Origin of the sequence: Streptomyces sp. NPDC006923 (assembly GCF_040635655.1) — a bacterium.
Classification (GTDB): Bacteria; Actinomycetota; Actinomycetes; order Streptomycetales; family Streptomycetaceae; genus Streptomyces.
Map to the genome: position 1 here is coordinate 541763 of NZ_JBEYIF010000003.1, position 25140 is coordinate 566902.

Annotated in this window: 26 protein-coding genes; 14 read left to right on the top strand and 12 right to left on the bottom strand. The window is 71.3% G+C overall.

Annotated features, from left to right (window positions below):
• Positions 1-19 precede the first annotated feature (19 nt).
• Positions 20-1717: a PHP domain-containing protein gene (locus ABZ707_RS08325; protein ID WP_360169755.1), complete on the bottom strand. Its 1698-nt coding sequence runs from the start codon at positions 1715-1717 to the stop codon at positions 20-22.
• Between the two features lie 608 nt (positions 1718-2325).
• Between ABZ707_RS08325 and ABZ707_RS08330 the strand changes: the two genes are divergently transcribed.
• Both ABZ707_RS08330 and ABZ707_RS08335 read left to right on the top strand, forming a co-directional pair.
• Positions 2326-3093 (top strand): polysaccharide deacetylase family protein, encoded by a 768-nt coding sequence (locus ABZ707_RS08330; protein ID WP_360169758.1) that lies wholly within the window; start codon positions 2326-2328, stop codon positions 3091-3093.
• Positions 3094-3272: 179 nt separating this feature from the next.
• Positions 3273-3662: a MerR family transcriptional regulator gene (locus ABZ707_RS08335; protein WP_360169761.1), complete on the top strand. Its 390-nt coding sequence runs from the start codon at positions 3273-3275 to the stop codon at positions 3660-3662.
• A gap of 79 nt (positions 3663-3741) precedes the next feature.
• Here the strand turns inward: ABZ707_RS08335 and ABZ707_RS08340 are convergent, their stop codons facing one another.
• The gene (locus tag ABZ707_RS08340; protein WP_360169764.1) at positions 3742-4701 is read right to left on the bottom strand and encodes a hypothetical protein; all 960 of its coding nucleotides are present in this window, start codon (positions 4699-4701) and stop codon (positions 3742-3744) included.
• A 192-nt stretch (positions 4702-4893) separates the two neighbouring features.
• Here ABZ707_RS08340 and ABZ707_RS08345 point away from each other — a divergent pair, with 192 nt between their 5' ends.
• Complete coding sequence (locus tag ABZ707_RS08345) at positions 4894-5211, top strand: UBP-type zinc finger domain-containing protein (protein WP_360169767.1); 318 nt, start codon at positions 4894-4896, stop codon at positions 5209-5211.
• 140 nt (positions 5212-5351) lie between these two features.
• Here the strand turns inward: ABZ707_RS08345 and ABZ707_RS08350 are convergent, their stop codons facing one another.
• The 5 genes from ABZ707_RS08350 to ABZ707_RS08370 all read right to left on the bottom strand — a co-directional run bounded on the left by ABZ707_RS08350 (position 5352) and on the right by ABZ707_RS08370 (position 10274).
• Positions 5352-6134, bottom strand: coding sequence for a VOC family protein (locus tag ABZ707_RS08350; RefSeq protein WP_360169922.1), 783 nt, complete (start codon positions 6132-6134; stop codon positions 5352-5354).
• Between the two features lie 140 nt (positions 6135-6274).
• The gene (locus ABZ707_RS08355; protein WP_360169770.1) at positions 6275-7048 is read right to left on the bottom strand and encodes a sulfite exporter TauE/SafE family protein; all 774 of its coding nucleotides are present in this window, start codon (positions 7046-7048) and stop codon (positions 6275-6277) included.
• A gap of 89 nt (positions 7049-7137) precedes the next feature.
• On the bottom strand, positions 7138-8400 hold the full coding sequence (locus tag ABZ707_RS08360; protein ID WP_360169925.1) for an MFS transporter: 1263 nt from the start codon (positions 8398-8400) through the stop codon (positions 7138-7140).
• Positions 8401-8432: 32 nt separating this feature from the next.
• Positions 8433-9584, bottom strand: coding sequence for a PLP-dependent cysteine synthase family protein (locus tag ABZ707_RS08365; protein ID WP_360169928.1), 1152 nt, complete (start codon positions 9582-9584; stop codon positions 8433-8435).
• Between the two features lie 273 nt (positions 9585-9857).
• Positions 9858-10274 carry a hypothetical protein gene (locus ABZ707_RS08370; protein ID WP_360169773.1) on the bottom strand — a complete coding sequence of 139 codons (417 nt, stop codon included), beginning with the start codon at positions 10272-10274 and terminating at the stop codon, positions 9858-9860.
• 311 nt (positions 10275-10585) lie between these two features.
• Here ABZ707_RS08370 and ABZ707_RS08375 point away from each other — a divergent pair, with 311 nt between their 5' ends.
• The 3 genes from ABZ707_RS08375 to ABZ707_RS08385 all read left to right on the top strand — a co-directional run bounded on the left by ABZ707_RS08375 (position 10586) and on the right by ABZ707_RS08385 (position 13731).
• Positions 10586-11155 (top strand): NUDIX domain-containing protein, encoded by a 570-nt coding sequence (locus tag ABZ707_RS08375; RefSeq protein WP_360169776.1) that lies wholly within the window; start codon positions 10586-10588, stop codon positions 11153-11155.
• A gap of 219 nt (positions 11156-11374) precedes the next feature.
• Positions 11375-12643 (top strand): D-arabinono-1,4-lactone oxidase, encoded by a 1269-nt coding sequence (locus ABZ707_RS08380; protein WP_360169931.1) that lies wholly within the window; start codon positions 11375-11377, stop codon positions 12641-12643.
• Between the two features lie 68 nt (positions 12644-12711).
• Entirely contained in the window at positions 12712-13731 is a 1020-nt protein-coding gene (locus ABZ707_RS08385; protein ID WP_360169779.1) for a serine hydrolase, read from the top strand.
• 30 nt (positions 13732-13761) lie between these two features.
• Here the strand turns inward: ABZ707_RS08385 and ABZ707_RS08390 are convergent, their stop codons facing one another.
• Entirely contained in the window at positions 13762-14490 is a 729-nt protein-coding gene (locus ABZ707_RS08390) for a class I SAM-dependent methyltransferase (RefSeq protein ID WP_360169781.1), read from the bottom strand.
• Positions 14491-14721: 231 nt separating this feature from the next.
• Here ABZ707_RS08390 and ABZ707_RS08395 point away from each other — a divergent pair, with 231 nt between their 5' ends.
• From ABZ707_RS08395 to ABZ707_RS08405, 3 genes are read left to right on the top strand one after another with little or no spacing between them, the layout of a single operon-like run.
• On the top strand, positions 14722-15606 hold the full coding sequence (locus ABZ707_RS08395; RefSeq protein WP_360169784.1) for an ABC transporter substrate-binding protein: 885 nt from the start codon (positions 14722-14724) through the stop codon (positions 15604-15606).
• The gene (locus ABZ707_RS08400) at positions 15603-16499 is read left to right on the top strand and encodes an amino acid ABC transporter permease (protein WP_360169787.1); all 897 of its coding nucleotides are present in this window, start codon (positions 15603-15605) and stop codon (positions 16497-16499) included. Before ABZ707_RS08395 ends, ABZ707_RS08400 begins: the two co-directional genes overlap by 4 nt.
• Positions 16496-17278 (top strand): amino acid ABC transporter ATP-binding protein, encoded by a 783-nt coding sequence (locus tag ABZ707_RS08405; protein ID WP_360169790.1) that lies wholly within the window; start codon positions 16496-16498, stop codon positions 17276-17278. Before ABZ707_RS08400 ends, ABZ707_RS08405 begins: the two co-directional genes overlap by 4 nt.
• 90 nt (positions 17279-17368) lie before the next feature.
• Here ABZ707_RS08405 and ABZ707_RS08410 read toward each other — a convergent pair whose 3' ends face one another.
• Positions 17369-18133, bottom strand: coding sequence for an SIS domain-containing protein (locus tag ABZ707_RS08410; protein WP_360169793.1), 765 nt, complete (start codon positions 18131-18133; stop codon positions 17369-17371).
• A 112-nt stretch (positions 18134-18245) separates the two neighbouring features.
• Positions 18246-19187, bottom strand: coding sequence for a BadF/BadG/BcrA/BcrD ATPase family protein (locus ABZ707_RS08415; protein WP_360169796.1), 942 nt, complete (start codon positions 19185-19187; stop codon positions 18246-18248).
• A 122-nt stretch (positions 19188-19309) separates the two neighbouring features.
• Here ABZ707_RS08415 and ABZ707_RS08420 point away from each other — a divergent pair, with 122 nt between their 5' ends.
• Both ABZ707_RS08420 and ABZ707_RS08425 read left to right on the top strand, forming a co-directional pair.
• Positions 19310-20176 (top strand): MurR/RpiR family transcriptional regulator, encoded by an 867-nt coding sequence (locus tag ABZ707_RS08420; RefSeq protein WP_360169799.1) that lies wholly within the window; start codon positions 19310-19312, stop codon positions 20174-20176.
• 129 nt (positions 20177-20305) lie between these two features.
• Complete coding sequence (locus ABZ707_RS08425) at positions 20306-20749, top strand: SRPBCC domain-containing protein (RefSeq protein WP_360169802.1); 444 nt, start codon at positions 20306-20308, stop codon at positions 20747-20749.
• A 254-nt stretch (positions 20750-21003) separates the two neighbouring features.
• Here the strand turns inward: ABZ707_RS08425 and ABZ707_RS08430 are convergent, their stop codons facing one another.
• Entirely contained in the window at positions 21004-21333 is a 330-nt protein-coding gene (locus ABZ707_RS08430) for a DUF6233 domain-containing protein (protein ID WP_360169805.1), read from the bottom strand.
• A gap of 135 nt (positions 21334-21468) precedes the next feature.
• Between ABZ707_RS08430 and ABZ707_RS08435 the strand changes: the two genes are divergently transcribed.
• Positions 21469-22140 (top strand): HAD family hydrolase, encoded by a 672-nt coding sequence (locus tag ABZ707_RS08435; protein ID WP_360169808.1) that lies wholly within the window; start codon positions 21469-21471, stop codon positions 22138-22140.
• Here the strand turns inward: ABZ707_RS08435 and ABZ707_RS08440 are convergent.
• Complete coding sequence (locus ABZ707_RS08440; RefSeq protein ID WP_360169811.1) at positions 22112-23335, bottom strand: helix-turn-helix transcriptional regulator; 1224 nt, start codon at positions 23333-23335, stop codon at positions 22112-22114. The two genes, ABZ707_RS08435 and ABZ707_RS08440, sit on opposite strands and share 29 nt — an antisense overlap.
• A 194-nt stretch (positions 23336-23529) precedes the next feature.
• Here ABZ707_RS08440 and ABZ707_RS08445 point away from each other — a divergent pair, with 194 nt between their 5' ends.
• On the top strand, positions 23530-23877 hold the full coding sequence (locus ABZ707_RS08445) for a hypothetical protein (RefSeq protein ID WP_360169814.1): 348 nt from the start codon (positions 23530-23532) through the stop codon (positions 23875-23877).
• 266 nt (positions 23878-24143) lie between these two features.
• Entirely contained in the window at positions 24144-24959 is an 816-nt protein-coding gene (locus ABZ707_RS08450) for an aminoglycoside phosphotransferase (protein WP_360169817.1), read from the top strand.
• The last annotated feature ends 181 nt before the right edge of the window (positions 24960-25140 follow it).

Sequence of the window (25140 nt, forward strand, 5' to 3'; positions counted from 1 at the left end):
CCGGGTGGTCAGGACCTGGTCAGGAAGGCAGCACCCAGATCGGGTTCGAGTAGAACCACAGGTCCTTCCACGGGTCGGCGTCACCGATCACATCGACGGCCGGGCCCGCGGGGTCGACCTTGGCGCCGCCCAGCCCGACGGAGCTGCGGTTTCCGTCGGTGCCGCGCAGCCGGACATACAGCGGGCCGGAGACCCGGCCGAGCCGGTACGTCAGCTTGACGGTGCCCTTCGACTTGTTGACCTCGAAGGACTTGGCGACCCTGGCGGTCGGCGCGGCGAAGGTGTCCTTGTCCCGGACCGCGCCGGTGACCTGGCCCTGGATGACATCGACGCGGGCCAGCGTCGGTATGAACTGCGCCCAGTTCGCACCGTTGGCCAGCGCGATGTCGATGCTCAGCTCGACCTCCGTACCGCGCTTGACGTGCAGCGCGCCACCGAGCGTCGCCCAGCGTCCGCCGCCCTTCAGCCGCGCGTCGAGACCGCTGATCAGGCCGCCGTGGTCGACCCAGATCCGGCCGGCCCGCATGGCGTCCATGACGGCCGCGTACGAGAAGCGCTCGGCGCCGACATGCGTACGGCTGTAGTGGCCCGGCCAGAAGTCGCCCTGGGTGAGGTCCAGCCCCTTGCCGTACACCGGGTCGGCGTGCCGGCCGTCGCGGGTGAAGTTGGTGTCGGGCCCGTGGACGGAGGGCTCGGCGTAGACGCTGTGCGAATCGGAGTTCGCCGTGATCCACCAGGGCTTGCCCTCGGCCAGCAGGCTGTCCCAGAGACCCCCGACGGTGGCGGTCATCCAGTCGAAACCGCCCCAGGTGCGGTAGCTCTCCGGGGGGTAGCCGGGGAAGGAGTTGGCACTGGGGGCGTTCTCGTAGTAGCCGCGGCCACGTCCGCTGCCACCGGGGCTGGGCAGGCTGGCGGCCTGGTGTCCCGGAGCGCCCTCCATGCCGATGGCGATCGGGTGGTCGGCGGAGGTGGCGTCGCGCCAGCCGCGGATCTCGTGGGGCGAGTCGATGCCGTTGCGCGCCGGGTGGTTGGCGAGCATCAGGATGTCGTCGACCTTGCGGCGGTGCACCTGGTCGGCGAGGAAGCGCAGACCGGAGACGGCCAGCGCCTCATTGACGGTGGCGGACGTGTTCGGGTGCAGGCTCCCGTCGTAGTCGTTCTCGAACTTCTTCAGCACCTCCACCTCGTTGCGGCCCGGGTGCACGAAGACGGTGGCGTGCTCGGCGCCCGGGATGTTCCACTCCAGGCCCTGGAAGACGAGCGAGTCCTGATAGGTGTCGCGCGCTTCCTTGATGTCGGGGTTGACCTTGTCCACCCCGATCTTCGCGTGCGTGGCGCTGCCGTGGTCGGTGATGACCATCCAGTCCAGCCCGTGGCGCGCGCCCTGCCGCACCTGGTCCAGGACGCGGTACTTGCCGTCGTCGCTGTACTGGGTGTGGATGTGGTGGTCGCCGGCCAGCCAGAGGAAACCGTTGTTCTTGCCGTTGCCGCCGGAACCGCGCGAGGTGGCGGCGGCGGAGGTGGCACCGCCCAGCACGCCCGCTCCGGCGAGACCCGCGCCGAGGAGACCGGCGCGACGCAGCATCGAACGCCGCGAGAGCTGACTGGGGGAGAGCTCGCTGTCGGGGACGCTCACATCGAGCGCCTTGGGCAGCGGGTCCGTGCCGGCCGGGGTGTGGTGCGTGTGATCGTGCGGATGGTGATGGCCGTGGCCCATTTCTGCTCCTCGCCGATACCTCTGACCCGAGCTGTGATGCGCGGCAGCTCGGATGTTCGAGTGGCCGGATGACGGCAGGGTGACGGGAGCCCGTACGCGCTGTGTTGAATGCCGTACGGAACATCTGAGTGCATGTCACATCGATCCGTTCGGGCCGGTAGTGCCCGACCCCTCCCCAGCTCCCGAACGCTCCTGCTCATCCACTATGCGCGGCAGGTATACACCGCATGTATACGTGCCGTGTATAGTGCTCCGCATGGTCCTTGCCGCGCCCTGCCCGGGCTCCTGAAATCACCTCGCCCCCGCCTGCTCACCCCTGAAGGAGTTTCCGACCGACCGGCGGTCCGTGCCCGAGACCGGATCGCTGAGGCCCGTTCTCCGGTGATCCGCTCTTCGCCGATCGCCACGGCGTAGCGGCCGCCCCGCCCGCCGACTCGTCACGCACTCGCTTCGCCGCGCCCGCGCGTCAGCTCACTCGCGCGGTCCGTCCGCGTTGACCCGCGGTCGGTCGGCCGTGGGTGCCGGCCCCCGTCCGCGCCCGGCGCCGCTTCGCGCTGCCCACATCCGGCCCCGTCGCCGGTCACTCACCCAAGGAAGAGGGATGCGTCATGCCAGGGAAGAAACCGGCGTCCGGGCCGGGGATCACCGCCGCGCTGGCCGCGGTCGCGTCATTGAGCCTGGTGCTGAGCGGTTGCTCGGCCGCCACCACCTCGCCCGGCGACGCCCGGAGCCACCCTGCCGCCGGAGCGCTCGTGAAGACCGGAGTGGACTGCCGCCAGGCCCGCTGTATAGCCCTCACCTTTGACGCGGGACCCTCCGAGGACACACCCCGGCTGCTCGACATACTCAAGGAGAAGAAGGTGCACGCGACCTTCTTCCTGCTCGGCAAGAACCATGTCGTCCCCCACCCGGACCTGGTGCGCAGAATGGCTCGGGAGGGGCACGAAGTGGGCAACCACACCTGGACCCACCAGCGGCTGACCGATCTGGACGCCGACGGCATACGCGAGGAGCTCTCCCGTACACAGGACGCCATCGCGGCGCTGACCGGCCGCACACCCACGCTGATGCGTCCGCCGCAGGGCCGTACCGACCGGGAGGTCTCCGACGTGTGCCGGGATCTCGGCCTCGCCCAGGTCCTCTGGAGCGCCACCGCCAAGGACTACGCGACGACGGACTCCCAGCTCATCGAGGACCGGATCCTGGACGCGGCGGGCCCGGACGGCATCATCCTGCTGCACGACATCTACCGGGGCACCGTGCCCGCCGTGCCCGCGATCATCGACGAGCTGAAGAGGCGCGGCTACACCTTCGTCACGGTCCCCGAACTGCTGGCGCCCGGCGTCCCCGAGCCGGGAAAGGTGTACAAGCCCTGACGGCGGACCGGCCGGGTGCGCCGTGGTGATCCGGCACCGCGGCACCCGTACGGCGCGGCGCGGCTGCCCCGGGTCCCGGCCGACTCCGATCTAACGTCGGAGGGCGGATCGGCGCGGCCCGCAGCGACGCCGCGGGCACCCGAGCGGAAAGGTCAGGACCACACGTGTACCCCAGAAACATGCGGATCGGTGAGGTGGCCGTGCGTACCGGGCTGTCCCTGCGCACCATCCGGTATTACGAGGAGTCCGGGCTCGTCGCCCCCTCGGCCCTCTCCCAGGGCGGACTGCGTCTCTACACCGAGGCGGACGCGGCCCGGCTGATGATCATCCGTCGGATGACCCCCCTCGGATTCACACTGGACGAGATGCGCGTCCTGCTCGCGATCACCGACCGGCTCGACGGCGAAGAGCCGCCGACGGCGGACGAACGGGACCAACTGCTGCGGCGCGTCGCCGAATTCGAGCGCGCCACCGCGGAACGGGTGGCGGACCTGAGGTCGCAGCTCGTCGGTGCCGAGGAGTTCGCCGCGATGCTGCGCGAGCGGATCGCGCGGTTCGTCCACGTGTGACCCTCCGCCGCGACGCGTAATCACCACGGGTGCGCGTCGCGCGGGCCGGCCCGGCAGCGGCCGGCCCGGACGGGCCGGTTCAGGACGGGAACTCGTCCTCCGGCACCTCGCTGGTGGTCGCGTTGCCGCCGATCGTCCTGGCCAGCGAGAAGGTCAGCACGGTGTACTGGGTGCCACCGGACACCTGGACGGTCCTGAAGTCGGCCTTGTCGTCGAACTTCTCGAAGCTGCAATCACGGGTGAACGACCTCTTCGAGGAGTTCCAGTCCGCTCCGGCCGTGAAATACACGCTGTACGAGCCGTCCCGGACGCGTCGCACCGTGATGCTGGAGCCCTTGCGGACATAGACCGTGAAGGCGGTCCGCTTGCCACGGGTGAGGGAGACCACGGTGTCGGAGCCGGTGCTGTTCCTGATGGTGAGCCGGCCCAGCCCGCTGCTTCGGCTGTCCTTCACGAAGGAGCCGTTGCCGAGCCGCCGATTGCCCGGCTTCTCGGTGCGCGGCAGCTTCAGCCGCACGGTGTAACCGAGACCGGTGAGCGCGCCGGCGGCGTCCCGGACGGTCCCGAGACTGTCGGCCGAGTGCAGCTCGACACGCGGAGAGGTGGCACAGCGGCCCTCGTCGGCGCGCGCGTCGTCAAGGCTCTGGCTCAGATCGCGCAGCGAGTCGGCGAGACTCGCGTTGCCGCTGACGGCGTCGTCGGGTGTCTCCGCCGTGTCCAGTTCGGCGGCGGCGGTGGTGGCCGCCGTGGAAGCGGTGTCGAGGGCCTGGTTCAGCGCACTGCCCTCGCGCGCGCTGTCGACCGCGCGCAGTGCCTTGTCGAGCGGGCCGAGTGTGGTGTCCAGCGTGGTGCGGTAGGCAGCGGGTTCGACCGGCGGAGACGGGCTGGGCGCCGGGGCGGAGACGGTCGCCGGAGTATCGGGACCCGCGTCGTCGTCGCTGCCACCGCTGCCACCGCAGCCGGCCAGGGGGAACGTGAGCGCGACCACGGCGCCCAGCGCGGTGGCCCTTCCCGGTATACGCGTACACGACTTTCTCACCGTGCTGCCCCCCATTCCCCCGATCGGCCCCGGTCAGAGGCCGAATGTCCAAGCTTCTCCGTTGTCGGACAGGTGTCAAGACGTGCGGAGCGGCCTCGCGGTTCCGCCTCTGCTGGCGGCGGCCGGGGTCCGGCCGTACGGTGTGAGGGCCACTGACTGAAGTGACCCGTGCGGTCGGAGGGCGGCATCGACATGGCGAACAGCGAAGAACGGTTCGGCGGGCTGATCTGCAGTCATCTTGCGGATGTCGAGCCCGTGAGCCCCGACAGCAAGGACAGTTGCCCGGAGTGTGTCGCCATGGGCGACGGCTGGGTGCATCTGCGGGAGTGCCAGAGCTGCGGGCACATCGGCTGCTGCGACTCGTCCAAGAACAAGCACGCGACCGCGCACAACCAGGCGTCCGGCCATCCGCTCATCCGCTCGTACGAGCCGGGCGAGGGCTGGTGGTGGTGTTACGAGGACCAGGTCGTCTTTGAGGTGGAGGGGGTTCCTCCGGTGCGTACGGCCTGACCGGGCCCCCGGAATCGTGGCCCGCGGGCGACGCCGCCCCCGATGCGGGCCGTGTGTCTGCTTTATCACGCTCCGCGTTCTTCCGCCGGGTGCCCGGGTTGCGCCCGGGCCGTCCCGCCGACCGTCCCGGGCGGTGCGGGTCAGCCCGATGTGACGGTGAACAGGGCACCGTCCGGATCGCGCAGGGTGGCCTCCCGCTGGGTGCTCCCGTCCGGCGAGGCGGCGCCGTCCGGCGTGGAGGCCAGTGCGCCCCCGCCGTTCAGAGCGGCCTTGAGCGAGCCCGACACCTCCGGGACGCGGAAATAGACGTGCCACCGAGGCCGCTTCTGCGGGTCGGCCACGGCCTGTTCCGCGCCGCCGCGGATCTTGGCGACCACATGCTCGTTCTGCCGCAGTACGGCGTGATCGTCCTTGTGCGTCAGGGTGAGACCGCCGTCGGCCTCGGGCGCCCAGCCGAGGACCTGGCTGTAGAACCGGGCGGCGTCGGCGGTGTCACGTGTCCGCAGCTCCAGCCAGGCGGGCGCGCTGCCGCGCCCCACCGTCCAGTCGGATCTCACGGAGCCCTCCCAGATGCCGAAGGCCGCGCCGTCCGGGTCGGCGGCCAGCGCGGCCCGGCCCGAGTGGAAGGCGAGCGGCCCCACCGCCACGGTGGCACCGCGCTCCCGGATCCGTGCCGCGGCCTCGTCCACGTCGGCGACGGCGAAATACGGCGTCCAGGCGACGGCGACCTGGAGTGAGGTGGCCAGCGCCCCGATGCCCGCGACGGGCAGACCGTCCGAGAGGGCGACACAGAAGTCGTCCCCCAGCCCCGCCGGCCGATAGGTCCAGCCCAGGACATTCCCGTAGAAAGCCTGCGAGGCGGACATGTCACGCGAGAGCAGGGTCACCCAGCAAGGAGCGCCGGCAACCGTTTGAGAGTCCATCTTGTCCCGCTCCACACCGCACACTCCGACCTCGTCCGACCTGTATTGCCAGTACACCTGTCCACAGTTGCCGGACCTACTCTGCCAGGACGTACCTCACATAAGTGCCGGGGCCCCGCACCAGACCCCGGTTCAACGGGTCAGCGCAGCAGGAGCTGAAGGCCGCCGAGCACGGTCGCCGCGATCACCAGCCGCTCGAACAGCCGCTGGTCGATGCGGTTCACACAGATTTTGCCGATGAAGGCGCCCGGTATGACGAAGAGCACCAGGACGGCGTCGAGCAGCAGGGACTGCCGGTCGATCAGACCGAGCCCCACACTGAATGGCACCTTCGACGTGTTGACGATGAGGAAGAACCACGCGGAGGTGCCCAGAAAGCCCAGTTTCTGAAAGCCCGCGGAAAGCAGATAAAGCGACATAACGGGCCCACCGGCATTGGCGACCATGGTGGTGAACCCGCCGAGCACACCGTACGAACGGGCCGTGAGCCGGCCACGGGACGCCTCAGGACTGCCGCCCTCCGCCGCGCGGTCCTGCCTGGCGCCGCCCGTTCCGGCCCTCCGCCGCGCTGTCGTGACTCCCGCCATCAGCAGCAGAATCGCGCCGATCGAGGTGCGCACGGCGGTGTCGTCGGCCCAGACCAGGAACACCGTCCCCACCACGACACCCGCGGCGACCGCCGGGAACAGCCGCCACAGGGTGGGCCAGTGCGCGTGTCGACGATAGGTCAGCACGGCGAGCACATCGCCGGCGATCAGCACGGGCAGCAGCACGCCGGTCGACTCCCGGGCCGGCAGCACGGCCGCGAACACGGCCAGACTGACCGTATTCGCGCCGCTCACCGCCGTCTTCGAGAAGCCGACCAGCGTCGCCGCCGCGGCGAGCGCGGCGAAACCCCACCAGGTGATGTCCATGTCAGCAGGCGATGCTATGCCCGCCGGCCTCCACCGCTCCCGGTGGGCTCCGCTCCGGGTCCCCGGGGACGGAGCCTTGTGGGCGTGCGTCAGGCGGACACCGGCCTGGGTACGGAAGCCTCCAGCCGGCCACCGCGCGCCAGCGCGGACACCGCCCCGGCGCAGGCCAGGCCGGTGCCGGTGAGCGCGATCCAGGTGAGCCACAGGACGTGATGGCGCTCCGCCACGTCCCACAGTGCGCCGGTGGCCAGATTGCCGAGCGTGACACCGATCCCGGAGACGGTGTTGTAGAGGCCGTAGTGCGTGGCGACCAGCCGGTCGCGGGACAGCGCGACGACCGTGTCCATCTCGAACGGATAGACCACCGCGCTTCCGAGGGCCAGCGCCACCACCGCCGCCGTCAGCGCGGCGAGCACGCCCAGTCGCGCGGTGCCTCCGTCCCCGGCGGGCACCAGCGCCAGCGGGACGAACGCCAGGCCCATGACGGTGAGACCCGCCACCAGCGCGCCGTGCGGACTCCAGCGGCGCGTCACCCATCCCGTCAGCCGTAGCTGCCCGGCCACCGTCACGGCGGCCGAGACCACGAACAGGGCGCCGGTGGCCTTCGCGCCGTCCGCCCCGAGCGCCCCGGCGGCGGCCAGCGGCAGGGCCAGATAGACCTGGAAGGTCAGGACGTACGAGCCGGTCATCGCCAGCGAGAACAACAGGAACGGCCGGTTCGCCAGCACCGTGCGCCACTGCGCGGTCAGCCCCGTGAGCCCTCCCGCCGCCTTTCCGCCACCGCGCGCGGGCAGCGCGCGCCACTGCAACAGGGTCAGCGCGGCGAAGACCAGCGCCGCCACCGTGCACACCAGCCGGAAGTCGGAGGCGAGCAGCACCAGACCGACCGGCGGGCCCAGCACCATCCCGGCCTGGTAGTACACATGGAACGTCGCGAACGCCGCCACCCGCCGTTCCCCCGCCTCCGCCGCCAGATAGGCGCGCACCGCCGGGTTGAACAGCGCTCCGGCGAAGCCGGTCGCGGCCGACGCCACGATCAGCGCGGGGAGTTGGTCCACCCAGCCGAGCAGCGCGAATCCGCCCGTGCGCAGCAGGCAGCCGGCCATGATCGGCGCCTTGTATCCGAAGCGGTCGGCGAGGCTGCCACCGATGAGGAACATGCCCTGCTGGGAGAGGTTGCGTACGCCGAGGACCAGGCCGACGGCCCAGGCGGCGAGCCCGAGGCCACCGGCGAGATGCGCGGCGAGATACGGCATGAGCATGTAGAAGGCGAGATTGATGGCGAACTGGTTCACCATCAGCAGCCGCGCCGCGGGCGGAAAGGACCGGGTGCTCGCCCACAGGCCCGTGATCGGAGAGCCCGCCGCGGTCTTCGCCGGAGCGTTCACCGGGCCGCTCCCGCCAGGCCGCGGTGACCCGTGTCCGTGCCATCGGCGAGCGGATCCACCACGGTGGTGCACCGCGTCCACCGGGTGACGGCGCGTTCGCCGGGATGCGCGATCTCCTGCGGATGGTCGGCCGGCCGGTGGTCCAGCAGGTGGTGCTCACGGCAGTACGCGTCGTCGAACACCGTCCCGACATAGCGCTGCGGGCCATCGGGGAACACCGCCACGATCCGTTCCTCCGCGGGCCGGACGGCGGCCAGCCAGCGGGCGACCAGCGCGACCGCCCCCACACTCCAGCCACCGGTGGCGTAGCGCGCCCGCGCCAGCGAACGCGCCGCCCAGACCGCTTCCGGCGCGGCGACCCAGTGCACCTCGTCGAAGAGGCCGTACGCGACATTGCGCGGATAGATGCTGCTGCCAAGCCCACGCATCAGCCGGGGCGCGACGGGCTGTCCGAAGATGGTGGAGCCCGTGGTGTCGACTCCCACGACCCGCAGCGAGGGGAAGAAGCCACGCAGGACCGAGGCGATCCCGGCCGAGTGCCCGCCCGTACCGACGCTGGCGACCAGCGTGTCGACGCGTCCGAGCTGAGCCACCAGCTCATGTGCCAGTGGACGGTACGCGGCCACATTGTCCGGGTTGTGGTACTGGTCCGGACACCATGAGCCCTCCCGCGTGGCGAGAAGCTCGGCCACCCGCTGCCGCCGGGCCTCCTGCCAGCCGCCGACCGGATGCGGGGTCCGCACCAGCTCGACATCCGCGCCGTACGCGGTCAGCAGACCGGTCATCAGCGGCTCCATGCCCGGATCGGTGACCACCGTGACCGGATGTCCGAAGGCCACTCCGGCCAGGGCGAGCCCCAGCCCCAGGGTGCCGGAGCTGGATTCCACGATCCGCGCGCCCGGCAGCAGTTGGCCGCGCTCCCGGGCGCGGGCCACCATGTAGAGGGCCGTGCGGTCCTTGATGCCGCCGGGGTTGCCGCCCTCCAGCTTGGCCCAGAAGCCGCGGCCGGACTCGGTGAACGGTTCGCCGATCCACAGGGTCGGGGTGTCGCCGACGAGCGCCGCCGGGCTGTGCGCCGGCTGGAGGGACGACGTCAGCAACTGGGCGGGCGAGTCGGGCACCGATACCTGGGCGGGCCCACAGCACATGTGGCCCGAAGACGAGTGGGCCGAGGACAGGGGAGCGGCGGACGTATGGGTTGCGGACGTATGGGTTGCGGACGTGTGGATGGCGGACGTATGGGTGACGGACGTGTGGGCGGCGACCATACCGAAGGGGTTCATTGCACAGATCTCCTGTGGCCGGGCGTACGGGAGCACGCCTCGGCGGCGGTGGCGGGAAGAACGGTCAGCGAGCCGGCCGGGCCGTCGACGGCGCGCGGCCACAACGGCTCGCGCGCGGGCTGCGGCCCGTGGCCGTCATCAGTTCCGCCAGACACCCAGGGCCGCGCGCCGTCGCCGGTCCGCGCCGCTTCCCGCGCTCTCACCGGCCGGTCTCGCGCGTGCCGGGCGCCGCACGGCGTCCCGTACGGCGGCGTCGGCAGCGCTCACGGCGTCCACCGAGGGCGGCACGGCGGACTCGTCCGTGCGCTGTGACAGAACGCTCGGCTCGTCCGCGTCCGTACACGACGCCGCGCCATGGGCGGCTCGCCCCGCGCAGGCGACCGGCGCCGGGGTGTGCCCGGAGGGCATGGTCCCGGGCGTGGCCACCGCGGCCATCGGCGCGTTCCGGAGCGGCGCGGCGGAGACGGGGCCGTGGGCACATCCCAGCACATGGAGCAGCGCGGCCAGCACGGCGAACAGCGCGACGCACGGCCGCGCCCCGCGTCCGCCGGTCACGCTCCCGCCGCCTTGTCCATATCGCGCAGCGTAGGCGATCGGGCACGCAAAGTTCTCATCGGGTGGACCGATCCGCACGCGAAAGCATGGACACCGAGCGCCTGACGGCGGGTCGACGCCGACCGGGCCCGGCCGGGGAAACGCCATCCAGGACGTATGTCCGAACCGCCCGCACAACTCCCGGACGGGCGCGTGCATCCGGGGCCGGAATCAAACCGGGGGACAGCGTCCGGCGGTGGCCGTAATCTCCTCGGTGCCGTACGACGGCCGGACAGGGACCGGCCGCCCCGACGAGCTGACAGGTGGAGCACATGGAATCCGTCCGCCGGCCGATCCTCGATCTGCTGTCCCGGTACCGTCCGCACGACCCGGCCGAGGCCGCTGATGTGGGCCGCGTACGCGAACTCACCCGGACCGCCGACGACCCGTGGTCGCGCTCGATCCCGCTGCACACGACGGCGTCGGCGCTGATCGTGCATCCCGGCAGCGGACGCGTGCTGATGCGCTGGCACGAGCGGCAGCGGTCCTGGCTGCATGTGGGCGGTCACGGCGACCCGGGAGAGACCGAGCCGCTCGCCGTCGCGCTGCGGGAGGCCGCCGAAGAGACCGGTCTCGGCGACCTCGTGCCCTTCCCGGACGACTCCCTGGTGCAGTTGGTCATCGTCCCCGTGCCCGCCAGGGGAGATGAGCCCGCGCACGCCCACGCCGACCTGCGGTTCGTGCTCGCGACCGCCGAACCGGACGCGATCCGCCCCGAGAGCCCCGAGGCCCCCTTGCGCTGGCTGTCCCTTCCCGAGGCGCGGGAGGCCACCGCCGAGGCCAATGTCCGCGAGGGGCTGCGCCGTGTGGAGGAGCTGCTGGCCGGAGCACCGCGCGGCTGAGTCTCGGCAGCCAGTGCGGTGGCCGCCGCGACGGGTCCCTCTCCTCGCATGTCAGAGTGCCGCATAACGAAACGTGGGCGCGCGGCACGGCTGCCGCCCACGAACGCAGCGAAGGAGAACACCGTGTCCCGCACGCCTGGACCCACCGACGGACCCAGCGGTGAAGCCGCACCTCAGGAGGGCGCCCAGGACGGCGAGGCCCGTTCGGCCGCGCCGGCCGTGACGAACTGGGCACGCAACATCACCTTCAGCGCGGCACGCGTCCACCGGCCCTCGTCGGTGGAGCGGTTGCGCGAGATCGTGGCCGGCAGCCGTTCGGTGCGCGTGCTGGGCAGCGGCCACTCGTTCAACCGGATCGCGGACACCGACGGCGATCTGGTCTCGGTGGCGGGACTGCCCAGGACCGTGGAGGTCGACAGAGCCGCCGCCACGGTCACGGTGAGCGGCGGCCTGCGGTTCGCCGAGTTCACCGGGGCCGTGCACGACGCGGGTCTCGCACTGCACAACCTCGGCTCGCTTCCGCACATCTCGGTCGCCGGAGCCTGCGCCACCGGAACCCATGGATCGGGGGCCGGCAACGGCGCGCTCGCCTCGGCGGTGCGCGCACTCGACATCGTCACCGCCGACGGTGGGACCGTGTCTCTCGCCCGGGGTGACAAGGACTTCGCGGGAGCGGTGGTCGCGCTGGGCGCTCTCGGCGTCGTCACCCGGATGACACTTGATCTGGTGCCGGCCTACGACATCCGGCAATGGGTCTACGAGGGGCTTCCCTACGCGCGCCTGCGCGAGTCGTTCGACGACATACTCTCGGCCGCCTACAGCGTCAGCCTCTTCACCCGCTGGCGGACCGACGTGGTGGAGCAGGTCTGGCTGAAGCACCGGGTCGGTGACGACGAGCGCGCGACCGCGCCCGCGAGCCTGCTCGGTGCCGAGCCCGCGGACGGCCCCCGGCACCCGGTGCCCGGCATGGACCCGGTCACCTGTACGGAACAGTCCGGAGTCGCCGGGCCCTGGTACGAACGGCTGCCGCACTTCCGGCCGGAGTTCACGCCCAGCAATGGCGAGGAACTGCAGAGCGAGTACTTCGTCGCGCGCGAGGACGGGCTCGCGGCCTTCGACGCGCTCGCGCGTGTCAGGGACCGCATCGCGCCGGTCCTCCAGATCGGTGAGATCCGTACCGTCGCGGCGGACGAGTACTGGCTGAGCCCGGCGTACGGACGTGACTCCGTGGCGTTCCACTTCACCTGGATCGCGGACACGGCGGCGGTGACACCTGTGCTGGGCGTCATCGAGGAGGCGCTGGCGCCCTACGGCGTCAGGCCGCACTGGGGCAAGCTGTTCACCATGGCTCCGGAGCGTGTCCGCGCGCTGTACGAGCGCTCCGCCGACTTCGAAACGCTGATCGAGAAGCTCGATCCCCAGGGCACCTTTCGTAACGATTTCATCACACGGTATTTTCCTGGCAACCAAGCACAGCGCGGGGCATAGCGCAATTTGTCACATAACGTTTACCTGGGGCGCGGTTGCCTCTCAGAATGCCTCCTTAACCTCTCGCCATGTCCCGCCACCGTTTGACTCCGCACGCGCGCGTGTCCGTACGCCGCCGTCCCGCGCTCCACACCTCCGCGGCTCTCACCCTGCTGGTGGCGGGATGGGCGGTGACGGCCGGTCTCCAGGGGGCCGCGCACAGTGACTCGCGGGCCGTACCGCCCATGAGCGTTCTCCCCGCCCGGAGCGGCGAGCCGTCCGGGATCGCGCCGCTGGCGTCGATCGTCTCGCTGCCGGCGGCGCCGACCGCGTCCCCCTCGCCCTCGGAATCGGTGCGCGCGCTGCCCGCCCCGAAGCCCGAGCGGGCTCCGGACGAGGTCCTGTCCGAGCGGCTCAAGCCGCTCCTGGGCGCCACCTCGGCCTCAGTGTCGGTCGCGATCCTCGATCTGAAGGACGGCCGCGCCGCGCGGTACGGCGTGGGCTCGGGGAAGACGTACGACACGGCGAGCATCGTCAAGGTCGACATCCTGGCGGCGCTGCTGCTGAAGGCGCAGGACGCGGACCGCCGGCTGACGGCGCGGGAGAAGACCTACGCGACGGCGATGATCAAGGTCAGCGACAACGCGTCGGCGGACGCGCTGTGGGACGCGATCGGGGGATCAGGGGGACTGGACGCGGCGAACCGCCGGCTGGGGCTGACCGGGACGACCGCGGGAACCAACGGCCTGTGGGGGCTGACGCAGACCACCGCGGCCGATCAGCTCGTGCTGTTGTCCGCCGTGTTCGGTGAGGACTCCGAACTGAGCACGGCGTCGAAGACCTACGCACGGGGCCTGATGGGCGGGATAGCGGCGGACCAGGACTGGGGTGTGTCGGCGGCGGGCTCGGTCACGGGGCTGAAGAACGGCTGGCTGCAACGGAGCGCCACCGGCCTGTGGGACATCAACAGCATCGGGCGGATATCCGTGGACGGACGTCCCTGCCTGGTGGCGGTGCTGTCGAGGGGCAGCGCCACCATGGACGCCGGGGTCGCGCTGGTGGAGAAGGCGGCGAAGGCCGCGGCGTCCGCCGTGAGCGGTCAGGCGTAGAAGACATCGCCGTCATGGGGCCCGACGCGTTCAGCCCCGGTGGGCGACCACCAGGACGCAGCGCGGGCCGCCGTCGGGCAGCCGGCCGAGGTCGGTCAGGGGCAGCAGCTCCGCCGTGAACCCGGCGTCCCTCAGCTCCGCCAGCACATCCGGAAGCCGGAAGGTGCGGTAGTACATGACGAATCGCGGATGCCACAGCAGATTGCGCAGACGCATCACGGCGTCGAACCCCCAGAGCGCCCAGTAGAGCGCCGAGCCGACCCGCGGCGGCGCCGGGACGGGAAAGACGAACCGGCCGCCGGGCCTGAGGGACGCGTACGCCTGGGCGAAGACCAACGGCCGTTCGCCCGGCAGGAAATGGCCGAACGCGCCGAAACTCACCGCCAGGTCGAAGGCGGCTCTGAACGGGAGAGCGCGCGCGTCGGCCCGGACCCAGCTCACCGCCGGCGCGTCCGCGGCCCGCGGAAAGGCTGATGTGGCGCCCGCGAGCATGCCCGTACTGAAGTCGACACCGGTGACCCGGTCCCTGCACAGCCGCCGCAGGGCACCCACCCCGGCCCCCGTCCCGCAGCAGATGTCGAGTCCCGCGCCGAAAGGTCCGAACGGCCGGAGGGCACGCACCACCGCCTCCAGCAGTGGGGCGGGCGTCCGGAACGGGGTGCGGTCGAACTTCGGAGCCAGCAGGTCGTAGCCGTGCTCGATGGAGGAGAGCGCCTGCACGGCGAGTTCGCGGAGGGTCGGGCCCTGAGGGGTGAACATCAACGATCAGCGTAACGACAATCCCCCGGGGGGCGGCTGCGCCGCACAGGACACCGGCCGGCCCGAGCGGTGGTGACACGGCTCACCGCGTCCCGGGGGTGCCCGGGGGCCGGCCGGCCGGTGCGGGTGCGGGTGTGCTCAAACCTCGCGGGTACACCTACAAGCGGAATTTCATGAGATCGCAATGCTGTGATCTCGACAGACACCCCCCGGTGGTGTCAGTCTCCCGCCATGCACCTCACCGCCCGAAGCCTTCTCCCCGCCCTGTTCGTCGTAGCACTCGCCGCCGCCACGGGGTGTGCCCCCCAGGAGACGTCGTCGCCCGCCGACGCGTCCTCCACCGGGGCCACCGCCTCCGCGAAGTCCTGCGACAAGGCCGCTCTGCCCACCCGGGCGAAGGGGAAGCTGACGATCGGGACGGACAAACCGGCCTACGCCCCCTGGTTCCAGGACGACGATCCGGCCAGTGGCAAGGGCTTCGAGTCGGCCGTCGCGTACTCCGTCGCCAAGGCCCTCGGCTACGGGAAGGACCAGGTCGTCTGGCAGACCGTGCCGTTCAACAACTCCTTCGCGCCCGGTGAGAAGAACTTCGACTTCGACATCAACCAGGTCTCCATCAGCGACGAGCGCAAGCGGGCCGTCGACTTCTCCTCGGGCTACTACGAGCTCCGCCAGGCCGTCATCGCGCTGAAGAACTCTCCGTACGCCAAGGCCCGCACCGGCGCCGACCTCAAGGGAGCCAAACTCGGCGCCCAGGTCGGCACCACCAGCCTCGACACGATCAACGAGATCATCAAGCCGGCGCAGAAGCCCGCCGTCTTCCAGAAGAACGACTTCGCCAAGTCCGCGCTGCGCAACGGCCAGGTCGACGCGATCGTCGTCGATCTGCCCACCGCCTTCTACATCACCTCGGCCGAGGTGCCGGACGCGAAGGTCGTCGGCCAGTTCGCCAACTCCGCGGGGACCGCGGAGCAGTTCGGACTCGTCCTCGACAAGGGCAGCGCGCTCACCTCGTGCGTCACCCGGGCCGTCGACGGGCTGCGGAAGGACGGCACCCTCGCCGCCCTGGAGAAGCAGTGGCTGTCGGACGCCGTGAACGCCCCGGTGCTCAAGTGACCTCTGACACCGTCCGCACGGAGAAGGACGGAGGCGGCGACGAGGACACCTACACCCCGTCGGCACGGCGGATCGAGCGCGAACGCTACAAACGCGCCCGCGCCCGCCGCGCCACCGGGATCGCCGCGCTCTCCACCCTGGTGACGGCGGCTGTCCTCTATCTCCTCATCACCGGCTCACCGGGCTGGCAGCGCACCCGTGAGACATTCTTCAGCGCCGAGTACGCCCGGATGGCACTGCCCCAGGTCCTCGACGGTCTGCTGCTCAACCTCCGGCTGCTGGCCGTCTGCGGGGCATGCGTCCTTGTGCTCGGACTGCTGCTGGCCGTCGCCCGTACCCTGCGCGGCCCGGTCTTCTTCCCGGTGCGCGCGCTGGCCACCGCGTACACCGACTTCTTCCGCGGCCTGCCGCTCATCATCTGCCTGCTGATGGTCGTCTTCGGCGTCCCGGCGCTGCGGCTGCAGGGCGTCACCACCGATCCCGTGCTGCTCGGCGGCACGGCGCTGGTCCTGACCTACTCGGCCTATGTCGCCGAGGTGTTCCGGGCCGGGATCGAGTCCGTACACCCGTCCCAGCGGGCGGCGGCCCGGTCCCTGGGACTGTCCAGCGCCAGGACACTGCGGTACGTCGTCCTCCCGCAGGCGGTACGGCGCGTCGTACCGCCGCTCCTCAACGATCTCGTGTCACTCCAGAAGGACACCGGTCTGGTCTCCATCGCGGGCGCGGTCGACGCCGTCTACGCGGCCCAGATCATCGCCGGGAAGTACTTCAACTACACGCCGTATGTCGTCGCGGGCCTTGTCTTCGTCGCGCTGACGATCCCGATGACCCGCTTCACCGACTGGGTCACGGCCCGGATGGACCGGCGCCGCGCGCAAGGAGGAACCGTATGACGGCCGTCGAGGTGCCGGGGACCGCCGAGGGCGCTCCGGTACTGCGCCTGGAGTCCGTACGCAAGACCTTCGGCCGGGACCGGGTCGTGCTGCGCGACGTCTCCCTCGATGTGGCGCCGCACACCGTGACCGCGCTGATCGGGGCATCGGGCTCCGGCAAGTCGACCCTGCTCCGCTGCGCCAACCTGCTGGAGGAGATCGACGACGGAGCGATCTTCCTCGACGGCGAGGAGATCACTGATCCCCGGACCGACCCGGACGCCGTGCGCCGGCGTATCGGCGTGGTGTTCCAGTCGTACAACCTCTTCCCGCACATGACGGTGCTCCAGAACATCACACTCGCCCCGCGCCGGGTCCTCGGTGTCCCGCGCGCGGAGGCGGAGGAGCGGGCCCGCGAACTGCTGACCCGCCTTGGCCTCGGGGACAAGGCGGGCGAGTACCCGGACCGGCTCAGCGGCGGCCAGCAGCAGCGCGCCGCGATCGTACGGGCCCTCGCCGTGCGTCCCCGGCTGCTGCTCCTCGACGAGATCACCGCGGCGCTCGACCCCGAACTGGTCGGCGAGGTGCTGTCGGTCGTACGGGACCTCAAGGGCGACGGCATGACGATGGTGCTGGCCACCCATGAGATGGGCTTCGCCCGTGAGGTCGCGGACCAGGTGTGTTTCCTCGACGGGGGAGTGGTGCTGGAGCGGGGCACACCGCAGCGGATCTTCGGCGATCCGGCCCACGAACGTACGAGGCGGTTCCTGCGGCGGATCGTGGAGGCGGGACGGCTCTGAGGGCCCGTTCCCAGAGGTCCGCGCCGGTGGTGCTCGTGTCCTTCGTGTGCCCCGGCGCCGGTCCGCCGCCCGGCCCGGGTCAGTGTCCGTTCAGTGTCCGCCGCGGTGCAGCCGGCCCTCGTAGCGGGCCTCCAGCGCGGCGTTGCGCTCGAAACCGCCGGGCAGATTCGCGGACACGTACACCGGTGCCTCATGGCCTTCGGCGATGAGCAGCGCGACGCTCTCGGCGACCACCATCTGCACCAGCAGGGCGGAGGTGATGGTGGAGACACCGCACAGCGCGCCGCCGCCGGGCAGCGGCAGCAGCGCGTCCCCGGCGGGCGCGCAGTTGTCCAGCACCGCGTCGGCCAGATCGGCGAGCCGCTTGCCGCTGGGGTGCAGGGCCGGGACGGACCGCGTGTGCTCCAGCGAGGTCAGGGCCACCAGGCGGTGTCCCTTCTCGCGCGCTGTGAGGGCCATGTCGACGACGGAGTTGTTCACGCCCGAGTTGGAGATGATCACAAAGAGGTCCTGGGGCCGGGGAGCCGCCAGCTCGTAGAGGCGCCCGGCCAGTCCCGGCCGGCGCTCCAGCAGGGGATCGGCGAGCACCGAGCGGTCCTCGCCGCCGCGCAGCACCAGATCGCTGAGGCCGATCCGGCTGGTGGGGATCAGCCCGCCGGCCCGCCCGGCGATCTCCAGCGCCGTCGCCTGCGAGTGCCCGGTGCCGAACGCGTGGATCACACCGTCGGCGGCGACGCAGTCCGCGAACAGCCGGGCCGCCGCCGCGACTCCGTCCTTGTTGCCGTCGACCGCCCGGTCCGTCGCGGAGCGTACGCGGACGGCCAACTCGGCGGCGCTGAGCTCTGGTTCAGCCATCGGTGATCCCCTTTTCCAGGGCTCGGTCGATCCAGCCGGATCGGTTGGTTCAGCCAGTTTTGCTTGCGCGGTCTGAAACAATGAACCAGCCGTGGGAGTTCAGGTCAAGGGTTCAGATCAGCAGCCGGGCCAGCGCCACCGCCCCGGCGCCGCCGTCGCGTACGGCCGTGATCCGCAGTCCCGTCCCGCGGGTGCGCTCCGTCAGGCGGTCCAGCAGCGGCCCCTCCGGGCCGACCAGCCCACCGGTCACCACCAGCGGCTCACCGCGGCGCGGCGCCAGCGCCGCGACCGTGGCCGCCAGCTCCGCCGCCGCCTCGTCCAGCAGGGACCGCGCCACTCCGTCACCCGCCTCCGCCGCCGTCACCACCAGCGGGCTCAGCAGGGCGAGCGCGACCGGTGGCCCGGAGTGCGCCCATCCGACCAACTGCTCCTTGAGCCGGCCCCGTTCGGGCCAGGGCGCGCGCGGGCTCATATGACCCGGCACGCAGTGCGCGGGCACCGTATCCGCCAGCGAGGTCCACGGGCCGCGCTCGTCCAGCGCGCGCAGCACCGCGCGCAGGGCCATGTGTCCCAGCCAGAAACCGCTGCCGGAGTCGCCCAGCAGCCAGCCGCCGCCGTCCGAGGTCCGCACGCAGCGGCGGTCCACCACCCGGCCGGCGGCGGCACCCGTCCCCGCGACCAGCACCAGTCCGTCGGCCGGTGCCCCGGGGGCCGAGGCGAAGGCGACATCGACATCGCCGTACACCACGCTCGCCACACCCGGCATACCGGTCAGCGCCAGGGCCTCGGCCAGGCAGAGCGCGGCGAGCCGCCGGCCCCACCCGGGTCCCGCGTCCTCGGCGGCGCCCGCGAAGCCGCCGGCCGCGGCCACCACCAAGCCGCGCAGGTCCGCCGGTACAGCCGCGTCCAGGGCGTGCGCCAGATGCCGCGTCAGGTCGGCACGCCCGACACTCAGCGCGTTACCGGGACCACCGGTTCCCGAGCCGAGCACCCGGCCCGTGCCATCGGCGAGATAGGCGCGCAGCCGGGTGCCACCCGCGTCGACACCGATCACCAGGGGGTGGTGGACAGAGTGGCCGGTATGCCCGACGGAATGTTGGACGGATTCATTCATCGCATCGCATGGTGATTGATAGATTCATCTCCGGACAAGACCCCGGCCGAGACGAGTTCGTCATGATCACTGACCTGATCCGCTCCGAACTGCCCCGGCTGACCGGATCGTTGCGCAAGGTCGGCGAGCTGGTGCTGGCGGACCCCTTGGCGATCTCCCGTGTGTCCGCCGCCGAACTCGGCCGTCGCACAGGCACCTCACAGGCCACCGTCACCCGTTTCTGCCGGGCGCTCGGCCTCGACTCCTACCAGCGGCTTCTGCTGGAACTCGCCAAGGAGCAGGGCCGTCGCCCGGACGGCCAGGACGACCATCCGCTCGGCCCCGACATCGGCCCCGACGACGACCTCGACCACGTGATCGCCGTGGTCGCCCACGCGGACTTCCAGGCGCTGCGGGGGACCGTGGAACGCCTGGACCGCGAGGCCCTCGAACGCGCCGCACAGGCCCTGGCGAAGGCGCGCCGTATCGACGTCTACGGCGTCGGCGGCTCCGGCATCGTGGCGCGCGAGACGGAAGCACGGCTGTTCGGCATCGGCTGCCCGGCCCGCGCCTGGACCGAGGTGCACGCCGCCGAGACCTCGGCCGCGCTGCTCACACCGGCGGACACCGTGGTGGCGCTCTCCCATTCGGGCAACACCCGCGAGGTCCTCAGCCCGCTGCTGCTGGCGGTGGAACGCGGCGCCACCACCATCGCCGTCACCGGCGACCCGCGCTCCCCGGTGGCCCGGGCCGCGGCGGTCCACCTCACCTCGACCTCGGCGGAGACCAGCTTCCGGCGCGGCAGCTTCGGCACCCGCCATTCGGTCCTGCTGATCCTCGACTGTCTCTACGCGCGTCTCGCGCAGCTCACCTATGAGCGCGCCACCGCGTCGGTGGCGCTCACCGCTCACATCTCCGACGCCCACGCGGCACGCCCCCGCCGCCGCTGAGCGGCGCCGGGGCATGCGTGCCGTACTCGCGGTGCCCGCTCAGAAAAGGCGCGGGAGACCGATGACTTTTGAGGCCGGCCCCCGTCTACCGTGCGACAACCTCATCAAGAGCGAGACAGGGAGCGCGAGATGACCACGGAACAGAGCACGGCCGAGGGTTTCTCCTACGCGTTGGAGCGGACACTGGAGGCTCCTGCGGCGGCGGTGTGGAGCGCCTGGACCACCGCGGAGTCCTACGCGCACTGGGCCTACGCCGCCCCCGGGTCCGTCGAGATGGACGTGCGGCCGGGTGGGACGTGGAAGGCGACGATGGTCACCCCGGACGGCGGGCAGTTCCCGTTGACCGGCTCCTACTTCGAGGTCGATCAGAACCGGCGTCTGGTGATCGGCATGGACGTACCCGGGAAGAACGAGCCGGCGGTCATGACCGTCGAACTCACCGAGGAGAGTGCTCACCAGACCCGCATCGTGGTCGCCCAGACCTGCGACACCGCCGACGAGCGCGACCTTGCCGAGCAGGGCACCACCATGCTGCTGGGAAGCCTGACGGACTTCCTCAAGACGGCGCACTGACACCGCGACTCCCCGCAACCGAGCGGGTACCTGACCGTGGACAGGTACGGCACGTGGTCGCCGGGGCCGTACCGCTCTTTCCTGAGTGAAGCAGCGGTACGGCCCCGACGCGGCACAACCGGTCTTCGCGGGCGGCGGTTCTCGTGGGTTCCGGGGCGCGGGCAGTTCCGGGGCGCGGGCAAGAGAGCGTGCGATCCGGGTCGGCTGCCAGGTCGCGCACAGGCTTGGTTGCCTGTGACGGACGGGCAGCCCGGTCAGTCCAAGCGGAGCGCGGTGTCCGGTCGGCACAGCGGGCACGGCCGGACCCCGCCGACCGTCAGCGCCTCGACCGCCTGCTGCCGGGTGAGCGCCGTGATCACCCCGCCGTGCATCCGGCAGTTCCCCAGGTGGACGGCGATCGGTGTGCGGCCCGCGCTGATGCCGCGCTCCAGCAGCCAGTTCGGCGGCGGGGGCGGCGGCCGGCGCGCGGCGACCTCGGCGCTGCGCCCCTCCTCGGCGGCTATCCAGCGGCGGGTGCGTTCGACGTCCTGCTCCTGGACGCGAAGCAGGAAGAGGAGGGCCTCCAGCCGAGACGAGTCGTTCACATGTTCGATTCTATAAGGACACCCGGCAGAGCGGCGCCGCATCTCGTGAGAGCACCGTGCCCCCTGCCTGCCCCTCACGGGGGCCGGCAGCGGCCTTTCGTGCGTCCGGGCTATGCCCGTGGCTACGATGCGGCCATGATTCGCGCAGTGGTCTTCGACGTCGGTGAGTGCCTGGTGGACGAGACGCGGGAGTACGGCACCTGGGCCGACTGGCTCGGTGTACCGCGGCACACCTTCGCCTCGATGTTCGGCGCCGTGATCGCCCAAGGGCGCGACTACCGGGACGTCTTCCAGGAGTTCCAGCCCGGCTTCAACCTCTACGAGCAGCGCGAGAAGCGCGCTTCCGCCGGCCAGCCGGAGCACTTCGGCGAGGACGACCTCTACCCCGACGTCCGCCCCGCGCTCGCGGAGCTGCGCGCGGCCGGCCTGTGGCTGGGCATCGCCGGCAACCAGACGGTCCGAGCCGGCCGCATCCTCCGCGAGCTATTCACGAAGGACGTAGACCTGATCGGCACCTCGGACGACTGGGGCGCGTCGAAGCCCGACCCGGCCTTCTTCGTCCGCGTCGCCGAGGTCGTACCGCACGAGCCGGGCGAGATCCTGTACGTCGGGGACCGCGTCGACAACGACCTCCGCCCGGCAGTCGCTGCGGGCATGCCGACCGCACTGGTCCGCCGCGGCCCGTGGGCCACCATCCAGTGGAACAACGAGGAAGCAAAGAGGCTCCCGACGTTCCGCGTCGAGAGCCTCCTCGAACTGCCGGCGCTGATCACTGCCTTCAACGAGCGAGAGCACTCACCGTCGTAGCCCAGCCGTACAGTCGCTCGTCCAGGTCGCGCACGCATTGCTCGTGCTGGTGCGGGGCCAGGGCCCGCCGTACGTCACGCACGCGGTCCATCCCTGTGGCGTACCAGGTGCGCTCCAGTTGATCGAGCGCCCGCACGGCGTACTCGCACGCTTCTTCCGGGCTGCCGGCCGCGGCTCCCACTGCGGCCAGGTCGCCGAGGATCACGCTGGTCTGCTTCTCTGCCGGGTCCAGATCGGCGAGGACTGCGAGGAGCGTTTCCCTGGCCTGGGGCAGGTGGCCCGCCTTGAGTTGGGTGTTGCCCTTGAACGCGGCGAGGCGAGTCGCGCTGAACCAGTCCATCCACTCCGTGTCCGGGTGCTCGCCGCAGCGCGCGAGCACGTCCTCGGCGTGGCCAATTAGGTGGAGCGCCGTACGTGTATGCCCGCAGCGGGTCTCGCACTCGGCCTCCACCGCGTCCAACCACGCCAGGAACCCGAGGCTCGCCGGTCCACGACGGGCGTACGTACGGGCTGCGACCATCCGCTCGACGGCCGCGTCTCGGTCTCCTGCCCAGCCGGGGATGAACGCGGTGTGGGCCAGGATTGCCGCGCCGAGGAGCTGGTCGTCGGCTTCACCCGCGGCTTGTAGTGCGCGAAGCCAAGTCCCGGAGGCTCGGTCCGGTTCGCGGAGATCGAAGAACTCGATCCGGCCAACGAGCAGCAGCGACTCGGAGAGGGCTGCCGCGACCGACGCGCGTGTCTGCCCAGCGGTCTCCGTGAGGAGCATGCGTCCCAGCTCGGCATGCGCGAGGGCCGAAGGATGGAGCACGGCGGGGGCCAGCGACCAGTACAGGCGCCGGTGCGAGCGAGTCACCGCCTGGAAATCGGTGGCGACCGAGGCGGGCTGCATGACGGCCGCTGCCCGTGTCGGTACAGCGGCCAGGCCGGCCGCTGCGATGGTGCCGGTGACCAGGGTGCGGCGTACGGGGTCTGGGCCGTGGCCGCTGGAGGTGAAGCCGAGTGCGGTGAGGTCTTGTCCGAGGATCCGGGTCAGGGCCTGCTGAATCTCGGCCTGGGGCCAGGGCGGGGTGTCGGACTCCCAGCGCCGCACCTGCCGGACGCCGACGCCGAGGGCGTCCGCCAGGGCCTGCTGTGAGGCGTATCCGGCCGCGACACGGGCGGCCTTGAGTCGGGTGTTTCCTGCGGGCCGCGGCACGCTGCACCTCCCTGAGATGGGGTCGTAGGCCAGTGTCACAGCGAGGCCCTGCGGATGGGTAGTGGCAACCCTCACGGACCAATGGGAGTCCTCTTTTAGGCGCGATAAAGGCCGCTGGAAGTCCTCGTGATGATCCGTCAGCAGGGCCAGTCTTGGTGCACCCCGATCGGCACACGGCGCGCCAAGGAGACCAGATGGCAAGCACCCTGTCGGACTGGACAGCCATTCGCGTGCCTCGAATCCTGGGCCTCACCGTCATGGACATCCTTGGGACACGCTGCGGTGCCGCATTGGAGAACGGCCGGTCCCTTTACCGGTTCGTGCCCACGGGCGTCGGATCCGAGTGGGATGTCACCAACACCATCACCCTCGATCCGGTCGCCGACCCGCTGACAATTCCGCCGCCCCGGCGGATACAGGGGCCGGGCCGCACTGGCGTATGTGTCCGGGTGAGCGTGACGACCGGCGGTTCACGAGCGGTAGCGCTGCTGCGGGCCGCCATCGAGGACGCCCTGGGGCCGACGCCTGGCGGTCAGTCATGAGTGGTGAGCGCACTGAGATGCGGCATCCGCGCCCCTGCCCACGCTCCCGCAGCAGCGGGACCACTGATCCCGCCCGACCGACCGGCCGGGACGGGAAACCAACCGAAAGGCATCCCATGTGGCACACACTGAGTGACTGCGACCATGAGTGGACGCAGTGGAGCGGTAAGCAGCGATGCCGTAAGTGCGGCGAGACGCAGGGCTGACCTACGCCATCATCGGAGGGGCGCCGGACGCCGGCGCCCCTCCCCGCACGAGGAGACATCGTGATCGAGCAACACCTACCGTGGGACGACCTGCCCGCCCCGCTCCGGGCCGCGATCCAGCAGCACACGGGCATCGTGACGTCCACCGAGTCCATCGAGCAGGGGCTGAACTGCTCGGCTGCTGTTCGTCTGTCGGCAGCTCGCGGCTCCTTCTTCGCCAAGGTCGTGCGCGAGGACACCGAGGCCCTGGCCGGCCTCGCGCAGGAGCAGCTCGTCGCACCCGCCGTCGTCGCCGTCAGCCCAGTCCTTCACCTGGCCGTGCACGAGGGAGGGTGGCACGCGCTGGTCTTCGACCTGGCGCCGGGCCGGACCGCGGACCTCAAACCGGGCTCCCCGGACATCGAGGCCGTGGCCGCCCTGGTGCAGCGCCTCGCCCACTTGCCCGCCCCGCCCCCCGGGCTGCCGCAGTTCGCTGACCGCTACGCGAACCACCTGCTGCCCGGCGACGCCGAGTTGCTGCACGGTGAGCACCTGCTCCACACGGACACGAACCCGCACAATCTCCTTGTCGACGTCAACGCCAACGGGGCCGCCGCGCTGCTCGTCGACTGGGCGATGCCCGCGGTCGGCCCCGCGTGGATCGATGCCGCACTCACCGCAGTCCGACTGATGGAGGGCGGGCAGCAGCCCGCGGCCGCGCTGGCGTGGCTCGACCGCATCCCATCATGGCGCAGCGCGCCGGCCGCAGCGGTGGCCGCGTTCGTCGGCGTGATCTGCCGGGACTGGGCGGCCCGGATCGGGGAGCGCGCGGCCGAGCCGAGCAACGCCAGATATCTGGCGTTGCTCGGCCGCTCGCTCGCGCCGGCCGGCCGCTGACGCGCTACCTGACAGACCCCGCGTTGCTGCACGACGCGCTCACCGCGGAGCTTTCCGCGGCGCGCAGCGGTCCCTGAGTTCCGTACCGGTCGCCCCCGTATCGGCGGGGACGGTCGGCCGGTACGGAATACCGCCCTGGCCGTCAGCGGGTGTCCCCGTCGGCGGCCAGGGCAGCCACGAC

What these genes read in the sequence shown, in the direction of transcription:
- ABZ707_RS08325 (WP_360169755.1), bottom strand. Translation starts at nt 1,717, where the DNA reads ATGGGCCACGGCCATCACCATCCGCACGATCACACGCACCACACCCCG.
- ABZ707_RS08330 (WP_360169758.1), top strand. Translation starts at nt 2,326, where the DNA reads ATGCCAGGGAAGAAACCGGCGTCCGGGCCGGGGATCACCGCCGCGCTG.
- ABZ707_RS08335 (WP_360169761.1), top strand. Translation starts at nt 3,273, where the DNA reads ATGCGGATCGGTGAGGTGGCCGTGCGTACCGGGCTGTCCCTGCGCACC.
- ABZ707_RS08345 (WP_360169767.1), top strand. Translation starts at nt 4,894, where the DNA reads ATGGCGAACAGCGAAGAACGGTTCGGCGGGCTGATCTGCAGTCATCTT.
- ABZ707_RS08350 (WP_360169922.1), bottom strand. Translation starts at nt 6,134, where the DNA reads ATGGACTCTCAAACGGTTGCCGGCGCTCCTTGCTGGGTGACCCTGCTC.
- ABZ707_RS08355 (WP_360169770.1), bottom strand. Translation starts at nt 7,048, where the DNA reads ATGGACATCACCTGGTGGGGTTTCGCCGCGCTCGCCGCGGCGGCGACG.
- ABZ707_RS08365 (WP_360169928.1), bottom strand. Translation starts at nt 9,584, where the DNA reads ATGTGCTGTGGGCCCGCCCAGGTATCGGTGCCCGACTCGCCCGCCCAG.
- ABZ707_RS08375 (WP_360169776.1), top strand. Translation starts at nt 10,586, where the DNA reads ATGGAATCCGTCCGCCGGCCGATCCTCGATCTGCTGTCCCGGTACCGT.
- ABZ707_RS08385 (WP_360169779.1), top strand. Translation starts at nt 12,712, where the DNA reads ATGTCCCGCCACCGTTTGACTCCGCACGCGCGCGTGTCCGTACGCCGC.
- ABZ707_RS08390 (WP_360169781.1), bottom strand. Translation starts at nt 14,490, where the DNA reads ATGTTCACCCCTCAGGGCCCGACCCTCCGCGAACTCGCCGTGCAGGCG.
- ABZ707_RS08395 (WP_360169784.1), top strand. Translation starts at nt 14,722, where the DNA reads ATGCACCTCACCGCCCGAAGCCTTCTCCCCGCCCTGTTCGTCGTAGCA.
- ABZ707_RS08405 (WP_360169790.1), top strand. Translation starts at nt 16,496, where the DNA reads ATGACGGCCGTCGAGGTGCCGGGGACCGCCGAGGGCGCTCCGGTACTG.
- ABZ707_RS08410 (WP_360169793.1), bottom strand. Translation starts at nt 18,133, where the DNA reads ATGGCTGAACCAGAGCTCAGCGCCGCCGAGTTGGCCGTCCGCGTACGC.
- ABZ707_RS08420 (WP_360169799.1), top strand. Translation starts at nt 19,310, where the DNA reads ATGATCACTGACCTGATCCGCTCCGAACTGCCCCGGCTGACCGGATCG.
- ABZ707_RS08425 (WP_360169802.1), top strand. Translation starts at nt 20,306, where the DNA reads ATGACCACGGAACAGAGCACGGCCGAGGGTTTCTCCTACGCGTTGGAG.
- ABZ707_RS08435 (WP_360169808.1), top strand. Translation starts at nt 21,469, where the DNA reads ATGATTCGCGCAGTGGTCTTCGACGTCGGTGAGTGCCTGGTGGACGAG.
- ABZ707_RS08445 (WP_360169814.1), top strand. Translation starts at nt 23,530, where the DNA reads ATGGCAAGCACCCTGTCGGACTGGACAGCCATTCGCGTGCCTCGAATC.